A 14,408-nucleotide genomic window follows, 5' to 3' on the forward strand; every position below is an offset into this window, starting at 1 on the left:
TCCACGTGTCCAAGCCTGAGTCCGGGCCGCCCGTCCCGGGGCCGGAGTCGCCCGCGGCCGCGGGGGCCGGTACGGACGCGGACCCGGCGGCTCCGGCGGCGGAGGCTGTCGAGGCGACGGCTGCCGAGACGGTGGCGGAGGATCCGGCGGCCGGCCAGGACCCGCGGGTGGACTTCCGCAAGCACACCGCCGCCCCGGACGCCGTCACCCCCGCCGTCACCCCCGACGACACCGCCGAGCCGGCCGAGCCCGAAGCCCCCGCCGACCCCTGGGCCGCGCCCGACGTCACCGCGGGCCCGCTCGCGAGCCCGGCCCCGCGGGCCGTCCCGCCGTCGGCCGCCCCGCCCCAGCCGCCGTACCCGCTGCCCGCCGGCGGCTGGGCCTCCGTCACCCCGGCCGAACGGTCGGGCCTCCAGCCAGGCCACCCGTACGCCGCGGCCCCGGGCCAGGCCCCCGCCGTTCCCGGGTTCGCCCCCGGCTTCGTCCCCGGGCCCGCCCCGACCAACGGCTTCGCCGTCGGCTCCCTGGTCACCGGCCTGCTCCTGGTGGCCCCGGTGGCCCTGGTGTTCGGCATCCTCGCGCTGGTCCAGATCAACCGCCGCAAGGAGGGCGGCTCCGGGATGGCGGTGACCGGCCTGGTGCTCGGCACGATCGGCACGGTGCTGCTGGCCCTCCTCCTCGGTGCGGCGGACTTCGGCTCGGCGCGGGCCGGCCGCTTCGGCCAGGCCCAGAAGCCGCCGGGCTCGGTGCACTGGTCCGACCTCAAGACCGGCGACTGCTACGACTCCCCCGGGGGCGTCCCTGCGCCGGGCGGGGACGGCGACGAGACGGTGTCCTGGGTGCACCGGGTGCCCTGCGCCGAGCCGCACAACGGCGAGGTGGCCGGCACCGTCGAGATCCCCGGCGGCGACGGCCCGTACCCGGGCGAGAGCGAGGCCAGGGAGTCGGCCGCCCGGCTGTGCCGCAAGGTGCTGGACGAGTACGCGCTGGACCAGTGGGCCCTGCCGGACGGCATGGACGACGTCTACCTGTACCCGACCGCGCAGAACTGGAAGTCCGGCGAGCGGTACGTCACCTGCGGCTTCGAGGACTACGAGGACCGGCACCGGGGGACGGTCCGCACCGACCGGAACAGCCTGACCGCCCCCCAGTTGGCCTACCTGGAGGCCGTCCGGGGCTTCAACGACGTCTACCTGGACCAGCCGGGCCGGGACGTCTCGGTCGCCGGGCCGGAGTACCGGGCGTGGGCCCGGCGGATGGCCGTCGCCTCCAGGACCGAGGCGGCGGTGCTGGGCAACCCCGGGGCGCCCTGGCCGGCCGACGTCCGGCCGGGCATCGTCAAGCTGGTCGACGCCCAGTCGCAGGCGGCCGCCGCCTGGGACGCCGCGGCCTCCGGCGACGACGTGGCCGGTGACGTCCGCCGGGCCAGGGCCCTGGTCGCCAAGACCGCGCCGATCACCCTGGAGATCCGCCGCGGGCTGAGCCTGTCCACCGGCGAGCAGGCGCCCGACCTGCGGGTCTGAGCGCCCGCGCGAGCGGTGCCCGGGCGTCGACCCGCCGCAGCGGGCCGGCGGGCCCGCCACGGAGCCGTACGGCCCGCGGCGGCCCCCGGTACCCTCCCGGCATGGACACCTACCGGGTGATGCGGCAGGACGACAACGGCAACCGCTTCCTGGTCGCCGGAGGCCTCGACCCGGCCGAAGCGCGGCGGCTGGCCACCGACTTCGAGTCCCGCGGCCACAAGCAGCTGTACTGGGTCGAGGCGGACGGGGAGGCCGGGCCGGAACCGGCGGATCGGACCGTCCGGAACGCCTGAGCCGCCAGGGCCCGCCGGCGACAGCCCGTAGGGTCGGCCCCATGGACGCGACCCACGCCACCCACCCCACCCACCCCGCACCCGGCACCCCCGGCACCCCCCGGATCGTCGTCGGCGGCGCGCTGGTCCGCGGCGGCCGGGTGCTGGCCGCCCGGCGCAACGCGCCCGAGGCGGTGGCCGGGCGGTGGGAGTTCCCCGGCGGGAAGGCCGAGCCCGGTGAGACCGAGGCGCAGGCGCTGGAGCGGGAGCTGCTGGAGGAGCTCGGCGTCCGGGCGCGCGCGCTGACCCGGCTGCCCGGCGCGTGGGCCGTGCGCCCCGGTCTGGAGCTGCACTTCTGGGCCGCCGAACTGCTGGCCGGCGAGCCGCGCGCACTCCAGGACCACGACGCGCTGCGCTGGCTGGGCCCGGGCGAACTGGACGCCGTGGACTGGATCGACCACGACCGTGACGTGCTGCCGCACGTCGCCCGGCTGCTCGCGGAGGGCGGGGCGGCGGCCGCGGACGGCGCACCCGCGGGTGACGACGCGCAGTCCGCCGGGTAGGTCAATCGGACAAGACGACCCAGCCTCCGGGATAGCCTGGGAACTGCTGGGTATGTCACTTTTCGGCACTATTCGTCACCATCGGTGAGCCGCCCCCAGCCGGCGACGCCGATCCCGACCAGAGCCGGAGGCCACGTCGGTGTCGAGTACCGGGAAGGGTGGCGGGGGAGAGCGGCGGGCAGGCTCCGCGGGGAGCGCCGCCGCCCGCGCCCGACTGCGCCGCGTCGCCCGTCCGGCCGCCCCCCAGCCGCCCTCCGGCCGCCGCGGCGGCGCTGTCGAGGCCCCCGACGCCGCGCGGCCCGCCCAGCCGGCGCCGACCCTGGCGGTGTCCGGGGCCGGCACCGCGCCCGGCCTGCGCAGCCGTCCCGGACGGCCGTTCCCCGGCGGTCCCGCCGAGAGCCAGGCGGGCCCCGGATCGCCCGCCGAGGGCAGCCTGCTGGACATGCTCAAGGTCGCCATCGCGATCCTGGACACCGCGGGCCGGGTGGTGCTCTGGAGCCCGGCCGCCGAGGAACTGCTCGGCTGGCCGAACGAACTGCTGGTCGGCCGCCGGATCGAGGAGCTGATCCCCGAACCCACGCAGGTCGCCCGGATCCGGGCCGCGATCCAGGACACCCTGCGGCACGGCCGCTGGGCCGGCTACGCCGAACTGCGCGACCGGGACGGCGCGCCGGTCGCCGTGGACGCCAGGATCTCCCTCCTGGTGGACGGCGACGGCACCCCGTTCCTCCAGGTCAACATGGCCGAGGCGACCGCCGTCCGGGCCGTCGAGCGGGACCTCGCGGTGCGTGACGCGCTGTTCGAGCAGTCCCCGCTGGGCATCGCCATCATGGACACCGACCTGCGCTACACCGCCGTCAACCAGACCCTCGCCGAGATGAACGGCGTCGCCCTGGAGGACCACGTCGGCCGCACCACCGGCGAGACCCTGCCGGAGCGGGCCGCCGACGAGATCACCGCCATCCAGCGCCAGGTGCTGGCCACCGGCGAGCCGGTCATCGACGTCACCCTGGCCTCCCCGGTCACCACCAGGGCCGGCTACCGCTCGATCTCCTACAGCCGGATGACCGACCGCTCCGGCCGGGTGCTCGGCATCTCCGGCACCGTGATGGACGTGACCGAGCGTTACCGGGCGGTCGCCAAGGTCGAGCACGCCCGGCGCCGGCTCTCGTTGCTCAACGAGTTCGGCTCCCGGGTCGGCGATCTGCTGGACGCCTCCAGGATCGCCCAGGAGCTGGCCGGCTCGGTCGTCCCCAGGCTGACCGACCACTCGGCGGTGGTCCTGCTCCAGGCCGTCGCGCACGGTGACGACCTGCCCCGGCACGGCCACGACCGGCGCACCTCGCTGCTCCAGCTCGGCACCGCCTCCGTCCAGGACGGCCCCGAGGTGGACGTGATGCTGCGCCGCGGCGCCAGGATCACCTTCGCCGAGGACTCCACCTGCGGCCGGGTGCTGCGCACCGGAGTGCCCGAGCTGCTGTCCGGCGCCGACCGGCTGGAGGACGTCACCTACCCCGGCGATCCGAAGATGCAGGCCGCCAGGGACCTCGGCGTGCACTCGATGCTGGTCGTGCCGCTGCGCGCCCGCGGCATCGTGATCGGCCTGCTGCTGGTCAGCCGGGCCGGCTACCGCGAGGGCTTCGACCGGGACGACCTGGCCTTCACCGTCGAGCTGGCCGACCGGGCCGGCAGCTCGCTGGACAACGCCCGCCTCTACGCCCGCGAGCGCACCGCCGCGCTCACCCTCCAGCGCACCCTGCTCCCGCAGCAGGTCCCGCAGCCCACCGGCGTCGAGGTCGCCTACCGGTACGTCCCCGGCAGCAGCGGCACCGAGGTCGGCGGCGACTGGTTCGACGTCATCCCGCTGCCCGGCGACCGCACCGCGCTGGTGGTCGGCGACGTGATGGGCCACGGCCTGCGGGCCGCCGCCACCATGGGACGGCTGCGCACCGCCGTCCGGGTGCTGGCCGCCCTCGACCTGCCGCCGGACGTCCTGCTGCGGCACGTCCACGAGCTGGCCGACGACCTCGCCCAGGGCCCGGACGAGGCGCTGCTGGCCACCTGCATCTACGCGGTCTTCGACCCGGCGACGGCCCGGCTCACCGTCGCCAAGGCCGGGCACATCCCGCCGGTGCTGGTGGTGCCCGGCCCGGACGGCGCGGAGCCGACCCGCACCGGCGGTCCGCTGCCCGGCGGCACCGGCCGCATCCTGGACCTGCCCTCCGGCGCCCCGCTCGGCGTGGGCGGAGTCCCGTTCGAGTCGGTCGAACTGAAGATCCCCGAGGGCAGCCTGCTGGCGCTGTGCACCGACGGCCTGGTCGAGTCCCGCGACAAGGACCTGGACGTCGGCCTCGGCCGGCTGGTCACCGTGCTCCAGGACTCCCACGCCTCCATCCAGGCCGCCTGCGAGGCGGTGCTGGACACCATGGAGCAGGGCCGGGAGCCGGACGACGTGGCGCTGCTGCTGGCCCGGCTCGGCCACGGCCAGGCCGGCACCCCGACGGCCGGCTGGACCCTGCCCGCCGAGCCCACCGCCGTCTCCCGGGCCCGCCGGCTGGTCCGCGCCGCGCTCGCCGAGTGGGGCGTCGAGGGGCTCACCGACACCGCCGAGCTGCTGGTCAGCGAGCTGGTCACGAACGCCGTCCGGTACGCCAGCGCCCCCATCGGGGTACGGCTGACGCTCGGTGAGACGCTGCTGGTCGAGATCTCCGACCCGCTGCCCGACCCGCCCAGGGAGCGGCACGCGGCCGAGGCCGACGAGGGCGGGCGCGGTCTGGAACTGGTCCACCGGCTGGCCCTGCGCTGGGGCGCCAGGGCCGAGGGCATCGGCAAGGTGGTCTGGTTCGAGCAGGCACTACCGGGTAATGAGCCCGACGGATCGTGATCGGAACGAACGTCGGGAGAGCCGTGCCGCACATGCCGTCGGGAGCCCAGGGGGAGCGCGCGACTCGGAAGGGGGCGCGAGCGTGGCATTGTGGTTGCGCGGGCGGTAGGACAAAAACCTTCGCCCGATCTGATGTTGTGATGTTGAGGGCGTGTGAACGTACCCCTCGATGATGAATACTCGGTCTTCTCGACATCCGGACGGTCGCGGGTTGGAGGGGTCGGTCCGTTGAACAGCACTCCGGCGCGGAGCGCGCAGAGCAGCAGCGGTCATGCCGCCGTGCCCGGACAGGCCGGTGCCTCGCACCTGCCCGTACCGGGCGGCCGGGCCACCAGCCGCGGCCACCATCCGGTACCGGAGGACCGGTCGCGGGGCGCCGGTGACCCCGGATCGATCTACGACTACATCCGGGTCGCCACCTTCGCGATCGGCCCCGACGGGCGGATCAGCCAGTGGAGCGAGCGCGCCGCCGAGTTCTTCGGCGTCCCGGCCGCCGAGGCCGTCGGCGCCGACCCGATCACCACCTTCGTCCCCCGCGAGCTCTGGCAGCGCGGCCGCGCCCGGCTGGAGCGCACCCTGGCGGGGGAGGAGTGGGTCGGCACCACCCCGTACCAGGACGCCGCCGGCGGGGAGGGCCTCGCCGAGCTCTACCTGATGCCCGACAGCGCCCTGCCCACCGCGGGCGCCACCTGCCTGGCCGTCGACCTCGGACGGCTGCGCCGGATCGAGACCGACCTGGCCGCCTCCGAGGCCGTATTCGGGCAGACGCCCACCGGTTTCGTGCTGTTCGACGGCCGGCTGCGGCTGCAGCGGGTCAACGACGCCTTCGCCTCCGGGATGGGCCTGGTCCCCACCGACCTGGAGGGCCTCACCCCGCACGACCTCTTCCCGCCGTCCGAGGCCGACCGGCTCACCGCCGCCCTGCGCAAGGTCCTGGCCACCGGCGAGCCCGTCTTCGACCTGCGCTTCCACGGCGCCGTCCCGACCCGCGAGGGCAACCGGCTCTGGGCCGTCTCGCTGTATCGCCTGAACGGCACCGCGGGGCAGACCGTCGGCGTGGCCGGACAGGTGACCGACGTCACCAGCCGGCACGTCGCCGAGCGCGAGGCCGACGGCGTGCGCCGCAACCTGGCGCTGCTCAACGAGGCCAGCGCCCACATCGGCTCCACGCTCGACCTGGAGACCACCGCCAAGGAACTCCTGGACGTCGTCGTCCCGCCGTTCTGCGACCTCGCCACCGTCGACCTCTACACCGCGCTGCTCTCCGGCGAGACCGTCCCCAGCGCCGGCCGGCTCGGCGACACCGTGCTCACCGACGGCAGCGGCGAACTGCGCCGGGTCGCCGTCTCCAGCGTGGTCGGCGGCGCCTCCTCGGTGCTCGGCTCGGTCACCGCCCTGCCGATCGCCGAGGCCGGCGGCACCCTCTGTTACCCGCGCCGCTCCCCGCACGCCCGGGCCCTGCGCACCGGCCGCAGCGTCATCCCCGAGCCCGGGCCCGACCCGCTGCTGCGCTCCACGCTGATAGTCCCGCTGGTCGCCCGCGACCAGGTGCTCGGCCTCGTCCAGCTCTCCCGGGCGATCGGCAGCGAGCCCTTCGACGCCCGCGACGTCGCGATCGCCGAGGAACTGGTCGCCCGCGCCGCCGTCTGCATCGACAACGCCCGGCTCTACCGGCGCGAGCACGAGCGGGCGCTGATCCTCCAGCGCAGCCTGCTGCCCCCGGGCAACCCGGCCGCCAGCGGCCTGGAGATCGCCTGCCGCTACCTGCCCAGCAACAACAACACCGAGGTCGGCGGCGACTGGTTCGACGTCATCCCGCTGCCCGGCAACCGCACCGCGCTGGTCATCGGCGACGTGATGGGCCGCGGTCTGCGCGCCGCCGTCGCCATGGGCCAGCTGCGCACCGCCGTCCGCACCCTGGCGATGCTCGACCTGGACCCGGCCGAGGTGCTCACCGCGCTGGACGAGATCGCCCGCGGCCTCGGCGACGACTCGGTGCCGGCCGGCCCGCCCACCCAGTACGGGCGGCTCACCTCGACGGCCGACGAGGAGGCCCGCGAGGTCTACCTGGCGACCTGCGTCTACGCGGTCTTCGACGCCGTCACCCGCCGCTGCGTCTTCGCCAACGCGGGCCACCTGCCGCCCGTCCTGCTCAGCCCCGGCGACAGCGCCCGGATGCTCGACGTACCGCCCGGCCTGCCGCTCGGCGTCGGCGGCGAGCCCTTCGAGGAGGTCGAGCTGACCCTCCCGGACGGCGCCGTGCTCGCGCTCTACACCGACGGCCTGGTGGAGAGCCGCAAGCACCAGCTGGACGAGGGCCTGCGGGCCTTCCGCTCCGCGCTCTCCGGTGAGGGCAAGGGGCTGGAGGAGCTCTGCGACCACGTGCTCGGCGAGCTCAACCCGCACCACGGCGAGGACGACATCGCCCTGCTGATGGCCAAGGTGCACGCCTTCCCCGAGGACGCCGTCGGCAACTGGTTCCTGCCGCCCGAGCCCACCTCCGTGGCCAAGGCCCGCGAGCTGGCGTGCAGCTGGCTGCTCTCCAGGGGGCTGGAGGAACTGGTCGACACCACCGAGCTGCTGGTCAGCGAGCTGGTCACGAACGCGCTCAAGCACGGGCGGGGCGAGATCCGGCTGCGGCTGCTGCGCGAGCGCAGCCTGGTCTGCGAGGTCTGGGACGACGGCTACGCCCAGCCCAGGCAGCGGCGTGCCCAGGAGACCGACGAGGGCGGGCGCGGCCTGCAACTGGTCAGCCTGCTGGCCGAGCGCTGGGGCAGTCGGCGCACGCCGAAGGGCAAGATCGTCTGGTTCGAGCTGGGGCTGTAGCCGTCCGGAGCGGTGGGCCGGACGGGTGCTGTCGCCCGGCCGCCCGCCGTGTCGGCGCGGGCCGGGCACCGGGCGCGGCGTTCGATGGCCGCCATGCGCGTCCGCCAGCTCACCGCCGCAGCCGCCGCGCTGCTGCTCGCCGCCGGCCCCGCCGGCTGCTCCGCCGACCGGGGCCCCGCCCGTACCCCGGCCCCCGCGCCCGTCCCGGCCGAGCCCACCGCCACCACCGGGGACGTCCGGCCCGCCGACCGCACCGCCGTCCGGGACGGCGGCACGCTGCGCTGGGCCCTGGACGGCGTCCCGGCCACGCTGAACGTCTACCAGGGCGCGGCGAGCGCCGACTCGGCGCTGCTCGCCCACGCGCTCTACCCCTCGCTGTTCCGGCCCGACGGGCACGGCCGGCTGGCCCCCGACCCGGACTACCTGGCCGGTGCCGAGTCCACCCCGGCGGGGCAGCAGCCGCAGGTGGTGACGTACCGGCTCAACCCGCGCGCCGTCTGGAGCGACGGCACCCCGCTCTCGGCCGCCGACCTCGACGCGCAGCGGGCCGCGCTGTCCGGCCTGGACCCGGCCTACCGGGGCGCCCGGCCGGCCGGGTACGACGCCATCGACTCGATCACCCAGGGCGCGGACCCGCACGAGGTACGGGTGACCTTCCGGCGGCCGTACGCCGAGTGGCGCTCGCTGTTCGGGCCGCTCTACCCGGCCGCCGAGACGGCCACCCCGGCCGCCTTCGAGCGGGCGCTGACCGGCGGGGGCCGGCCGGGCGCGGGGCCGTACACCCTCTCCAGGTACGACGCCGAGGGCGGGCAGGTCAGCGTGGTGCGCAACCCGCTCTGGTGGGGCGATCCGCCGAAGGCCGACCGGATCGACTTCCTCGCCGTCCCGCCCGGGCAGCGGCTGGACGCGCTGGACCAGGACCGGCTGGACGTCGCCCCGCTCACCGCGGCGGTGGACCGGGCGGTGCCGGCCGCCTCCCCTTCCCCTTCCTCGTCCCGTGCCGCTTCCCCTTCCTCGTCCCCCTCAGCTTCCCCGGCGCCGCCGCCCGCGGCCGCGCCCGAGGCGGCGGCGCTCGCCCTGCGCCGGGCCGAGTCGCTGCCCGGCGTCACCGTGCACCGGGCCGCCGCGGCCTCGCTCACCCAGCTCACCCTCAACGCCGCCCGCGACCCGCTGACCGACCCGGTGGTGCGCCGCGCCCTCACCAAGGCCGTGGACCGGCGGCGGATCGCCGAGGCCGCGCTCGCCCCGCTCGGCCTGCCCGCCGAGCCGCTGGGCAGCCACCTGCTCGCGGGTGACCAGGAGGGCTACCGGGACGACAGCGCCGCGGCCGGTTCCGCGGACCCGGGCCGGCTGCTGGACGAGGCGGGCTGGATGCGGTCCGCCGGCGGGGGCCCCCGGACGAAGGGCGGCCGGCCGCTCGCCCTCTCCCTGCTCGTCCCGGCCGGTTCGGCGACCGCCCAGCGCACCGCGGACACGCTCACCGCCGTCCTCGCCGAGTCCGGGATCGTGGTGCGACCGGTGGCCGCGCCCGCCGAGTCCTTCCTCGGGGAACACCTGGCGGCCGGGGACTACGACCTCGCGCTGTTCTCCTGGCCGGTCGGCCCCAGCCCGGCGAGCGAGCAGCGCCCCGCGTACGCCAAGCCCCGGCCGGACGCCGACGGCGCACTCGACCCGGGCGGCAACTTCGGCCGCAGCGGCACCGAGGAGATCGACCGACTGTTCGACCGGGCCGCCGCCGAGCTGGACCCGGCGGCCCGGCTGGACCTCCTCCAGGAGGCGGACCTGCGGATCTGGCAGCTCGGGCACTCGGTGCCGCTCTACCAGCGGCCGGAGCTGGCCGGCGTCAGGACCGGGGTGGTCGGCGCGGGCACGTACGGCTTCGGGTGGCCGCGCTTCCAGGACGTGGGCTGGAGCCGCTAGCGCGCCGCCTCCGCGGGCTCCGGCTCCGGCCGCGGCCGCAGCCGGGGCAGCGAGGCCCGGAGTCGTCGGATCACGAACGGAAGAGTGTCGGAGTCCGGCCGCCAGGTGAAGGGAGCATGACCCACCTGTGATCTTGATCCCGCCCGACCTGCTCGTTTCTGCCCACCTCGGTGCTTCCCCGTACGATAGGAGGAAGCCGAGGCATGGCCATGTGCCCGGCGGGTGGACCGGTAGTAGCAGGCGGAACGGGCGGCGGCGATCGACAGGGATCGCAAGTGCGCGTCACGCAGCCGGGCGCCGCAACCCACGATTCCGGGAGAATCAGCAAGGCATGCCCACGCGCAACGACATCCGTAACGTCGCCATCGTCGCCCACGTCGACCACGGCAAGACCACGCTGGTCGACGCCATGCTGAAGCAGGCCGGCGCCTTCGCCGCCCACCAGCACCTCGACGACCGCATGATGGACTCGAACGACCTGGAGCGCGAGAAGGGCATCACCATTCTCGCGAAGAACACCGCGGTCAAGTACCACCCCAAGGATGGTGGCGCACCGATCACCATCAACATCATCGACACCCCGGGCCACGCCGACTTCGGTGGCGAGGTCGAGCGCGGTCTGTCGATGGTGGACGCGGTCGTCCTGCTGGTCGACGCCTCCGAAGGCCCGCTGCCGCAGACCCGCTTCGTGCTCCGCAAGGCGCTCACCGCGCGGCTGCCCGTCATCCTCTGCATCAACAAGACCGACCGTCCGGACTCCCGGATCGACGAGGTCATCAACGAGACCTACGACCTGTTCCTGGACCTGGACGCGGACGAGGACCAGATCGAGTTCCCGATCGTCTACGCCTGTGCCCGTGACGGCGTCGCCTCGCTGACCAAGCCGGAGAACGGCACCGTCCCCGCGGACAGCACCAGCCTGGAGCCGTTCTTCTCCACCCTGCTGGAGCACGTCCCTGCCCCGACGTACGAGGAGGACGCGCCGCTCCAGGCCCACGTCACCAACCTCGACGCCGACAACTTCCTCGGCCGCATCGCGCTGCTGCGCGTCGAGCAGGGCGAGCTGCGCAAGGGCCAGACCGTGGCCTGGATCAAGCGCGACGGCACGACCTCCAACGTCCGCATCTCCGAGCTGCTGATGACCGAGGCGCTCACCCGCAAGCCGGCCGAGGTGGCGGGCCCCGGTGACATCTGCGCCGTCGCCGGCATCGGCGAGATCATGATCGGCGAAACCCTCGCCGACCCGGAGAACCCGGTCGCGCTGCCGCTGATCACGGTGGACGAGCCGGCCATCTCGATGACCATCGGCACCAACACCTCCCCGCTGGTCGGCCGTGGCGGCAGCGGCAAGGGCGCGGACGCCAAGGCCGCCGGCAAGGTGGACCGCAAGGTCACCGCCCGCCAGGTGAAGGACCGCCTGGACCGCGAGCTGATCGGTAACGTCTCGCTGCGCGTGCTGGACACCGAGCGTCCGGACGCCTGGGAGGTGCAGGGCCGCGGTGAGCTGGCGCTGGCCATCCTGATCGAGACCATGCGCCGGGAAGGCTTCGAGCTGACCGTCGGCAAGCCGCAGGTCGTCACCAAGCAGGTCAACGGCAAGACCCACGAGCCGGTCGAGCGCCTCACCGTGGACGTGCCGGAGGAGCACATGGGTGCCGTCACCCAGCTCATGGGCATCCGCAAGGGCCGGATGGACAACATGTCCAACCACGGCTCGGGCTGGGTCCGGATGGAGTTCGTCGTGCCGTCCCGCGGCCTGATCGGCTTCCGCACCGAGTTCCTCACCAACACCCGCGGCACCGGCATCGCCCACTCGATCCACGAGGGCCACGAGCCGTGGTTCGGCAACCTGACCACCCGCAACAACGGCTCGCTGGTCGCCGACCGGGCCGGTGTGGTCACCGCCTTCGCGATGACCAACCTCCAGGAGCGCGGCGTGCTCTTCTGCGAGCCGGGCACCGAGGTGTACGAGGGCATGATCGTCGGTGAGAACTCGCGCGCCGACGACATGGACGTGAACATCACCAAGGAGAAGAAGCTCACCAACATGCGGTCCGCGAACGCCGACGTGGCCGAGTCGATCGTCCCGCCGCGCAAGCTCTCGCTGGAGCAGTCGCTGGAGTTCTGCCGCGAGGACGAGTGCATCGAGGTGACCCCGGAGACGGTTCGCATCCGTAAGGTCGTCCTTGACCAGAAGGACCGCGGACGCACTGCCTCGCGCGCCAAGAAGGCGTGATCCGGACGCGCTGAACGGCCTTTGGCCGGAATGATTCGCCCCCCTTTCCCATGGAGAGGGGGGCGAACTTTTTCAACTACTCCAAGTTGCCGGGGCCGCTATTAACGGAATAGCGCTCATCACGCCGAGGCGTCCGCTGAGCGGACGCGGCAGTTCGTCATCCGTGACGACTGTCCGTTTGGTGCCTGTCTGGCTATGTCTCAAATGTCCGGTTTTCGAAACTTACCGACTGTTCATGTGACCTAATTGAGATCGTCACTGGTCACTTTCGTGTCCGTGCGTGACGGATAGTGGGTGCAGTCAGGCTCGGGTCAAGGGTGAACGCGCAGGGGTGCGCGCCGAAACCACGAGCGCGGACGGCACGGCGGACCCGGTGAGAACCGTTCCGCGATGCCCTCCTCGTTGCAACGTCGAATTCAGGAGGCACACCGATGCGCGGTGCGAGCCAGGCCAAGTGGGTTGTCGCAGCTGTTGCTGTCGCCCTCGCTGCGACTTCGTGCAGCAGCAGCGACTCCTCTGGGGGTAGCTCCGACAGCGCCGCGGTCGACCCCGGGGCCAGCTTCAGCTACCAGAGCGCGGAGCCGCAGCGCCCGCTCCAGCCGGCCAACGCCATGGAGAACCAGGGCGGCCGTATCGTCAAGCAGCTCTTCAAGGGCCTCGTCGACTACGACCCCGCGACCGGTGCCCTGCGCAACCAGGTGGCCGACAAGATCGAGACCACCGACGCCAAGAACTACACCGTGACGCTGAAGTCCGGCTGGACGTTCCACGACGGCACCCCGGTCACCGCCAAGTCCTTCGTGAGCTCCTGGAACTGGTCGGCGAACCCGAAGAACAACCAGATCAACTCGGACTGGTTCTCGGACATCGTCGGCTACGACGCCGTCCACCCGGACAAGGACAAGGGCGACCCGACCGCCACCGAGATGTCCGGCCTGAAGGTCGTCGACGACACTCACTTCACCATCGAACTGACCAGCCCGGTCTCGTACTTCACGTACAAGCTCGGCTACTCGGCCTTCTTCCCGCTGCCGGAGGGCTTCTTCGCCGACCCGGCGGGCTACGGCCAGAAGCCGGTCGGCAACGGCCCGTACAAGTTCGTGTCGTGGGAGCACAACAAGGCCATCACGCTGGCCTCCTTCGACAAGTACACGGGCATCGACAAGCCGAAGAACGGTGGCGTCGTCTTCCGGAACTACACCGCCGGTGAGGCCGCGTACAAGGACCTGATGTCCGACACGCTGGACGTGCTGGACCAGGTCGACCCGACCGACCTGCCGAAGTACAAGGACGACCTGGGCAAGCGCGCGGTCGACCAGGCGCAGGGCGCCATCCAGAACATCGGCTTCGCGCTGTACCAGGGTGACTGGAACACCCCGGGCAAGGAGAAGGTCCGTCAGGGCCTCTCGATGGCGATCGACCGCGAGACCATCACCAAGACCGTGCTGAACGGCAACCGCCTGCCCGCCGACTCGTTCGTGGCGCCCGGCGTCATGGGCTACAAGGCCGGCACCTGCGGCGACGCCTGCAAGTTCAACCCGGAGAAGGCCAAGCAGCTGATCACCGAGGGCGGCGGCGTCCCCGGTGGCAAGATCGGCATCCTGTACAACTCCGACGGCGGCCACAAGGAGTGGGTGGACGCGGTCTGCAACTCGATCCGCCAGAACACCGGCGTCGAGTGCCTCGGTGACCCGAAGCCCGACTTCAAGACCTCGCGTGACATCATCACGAACAAGCAGGTCCAGAGCATGATGCGGACCGGCTGGGTGCAGGACTACCCGCTGAACGCCAACTTCCTGCGCGACGTCTACGGCACCGGTGCCGCGGCCAACGACGGTGGCTACTCCAGCCCCGAGTTCGACGCCCTGTCGAAGCAGGCGGACGCCGCCACCTCGGTCGAGAAGACCGCCGAGCTCTACCAGCAGGCCGAGGCCGTTCTGGCCAAGGACATGCCGGCCATCCCGCTCTGGTACTACAAGACCAGCTCCGGCTACTCCAAGAACGTCCAGAACGTGAAGTTCAACTCCTTCGGCGACCCGGTCTACACCGACGTCGAGGTCAAGAAGAAGAAGTAATCGGTCGGCACCGCCTGACCCGGTGACAACGGCCGGTGCCCGTCCATCCCCACAAGGGCGAGGACTGGCACCGGCCGTTGGCACGCCGACTTATCTCTTGCCGAGTTGA

General features: G+C 73.3%; 8 protein-coding genes. All 8 read left to right on the plus strand.

Translation table 11 applies throughout. From position 1 onward, the window contains the following. The first annotated feature begins 5 nt into the window (after positions 1-5). A complete protein-coding gene (locus ACIQOW_RS12095) occupies positions 6-1,523 on the plus strand; it encodes a DUF4190 domain-containing protein (RefSeq protein WP_401083222.1) in 1,518 nt (505 codons plus the stop codon). A gap of 101 nt (positions 1,524-1,624) precedes the next feature. Continuing rightward, positions 1,625-1,816 (plus strand): SPOR domain-containing protein, encoded by a 192-nt coding sequence (locus tag ACIQOW_RS12100; protein WP_401083225.1) that lies wholly within the window; start codon positions 1,625-1,627, stop codon positions 1,814-1,816. Between the two features lie 41 nt (positions 1,817-1,857). Then, positions 1,858-2,358 (plus strand): NUDIX domain-containing protein, encoded by a 501-nt coding sequence (locus ACIQOW_RS12105; protein WP_401083228.1) that lies wholly within the window; start codon positions 1,858-1,860, stop codon positions 2,356-2,358. A 139-nt stretch (positions 2,359-2,497) separates the two neighbouring features. Further along, entirely contained in the window at positions 2,498-5,242 is a 2,745-nt protein-coding gene (locus ACIQOW_RS12110) for a SpoIIE family protein phosphatase (protein ID WP_401083231.1), read from the plus strand. A 228-nt stretch (positions 5,243-5,470) separates the two neighbouring features. Further along, entirely contained in the window at positions 5,471-8,068 is a 2,598-nt protein-coding gene (locus ACIQOW_RS12115; RefSeq protein ID WP_401083234.1) for a SpoIIE family protein phosphatase, read from the plus strand. Positions 8,069-8,161: 93 nt separating this feature from the next. Then, on the plus strand, positions 8,162-9,988 hold the full coding sequence (locus ACIQOW_RS12120) for an ABC transporter family substrate-binding protein (RefSeq protein WP_401083236.1): 1,827 nt from the start codon (positions 8,162-8,164) through the stop codon (positions 9,986-9,988). A gap of 331 nt (positions 9,989-10,319) precedes the next feature. Beyond that, complete coding sequence (gene typA, locus ACIQOW_RS12125; RefSeq protein WP_188296648.1) at positions 10,320-12,224, plus strand: translational GTPase TypA; 1,905 nt, start codon at positions 10,320-10,322, stop codon at positions 12,222-12,224. Positions 12,225-12,655: 431 nt separating this feature from the next. Then, complete coding sequence (locus ACIQOW_RS12130; RefSeq protein WP_188296647.1) at positions 12,656-14,299, plus strand: ABC transporter substrate-binding protein; 1,644 nt, start codon at positions 12,656-12,658, stop codon at positions 14,297-14,299. The last annotated feature ends 109 nt before the right edge of the window (positions 14,300-14,408 follow it).

This window comes from Kitasatospora sp. NPDC091335, from assembly GCF_044757205.1.
In the GTDB taxonomy this organism is placed as follows: domain Bacteria; phylum Actinomycetota; class Actinomycetes; order Streptomycetales; family Streptomycetaceae; genus Kitasatospora.

What these genes read in the sequence shown, in the direction of transcription:
- ACIQOW_RS12100 (WP_401083225.1), top strand. Translation starts at nt 1,625, where the DNA reads ATGGACACCTACCGGGTGATGCGGCAGGACGACAACGGCAACCGCTTC.
- ACIQOW_RS12105 (WP_401083228.1), top strand. Translation starts at nt 1,858, where the DNA reads ATGGACGCGACCCACGCCACCCACCCCACCCACCCCGCACCCGGCACC.
- ACIQOW_RS12120 (WP_401083236.1), top strand. Translation starts at nt 8,162, where the DNA reads ATGCGCGTCCGCCAGCTCACCGCCGCAGCCGCCGCGCTGCTGCTCGCC.
- typA (WP_188296648.1), top strand. Translation starts at nt 10,320, where the DNA reads ATGCCCACGCGCAACGACATCCGTAACGTCGCCATCGTCGCCCACGTC.
- ACIQOW_RS12130 (WP_188296647.1), top strand. Translation starts at nt 12,656, where the DNA reads ATGCGCGGTGCGAGCCAGGCCAAGTGGGTTGTCGCAGCTGTTGCTGTC.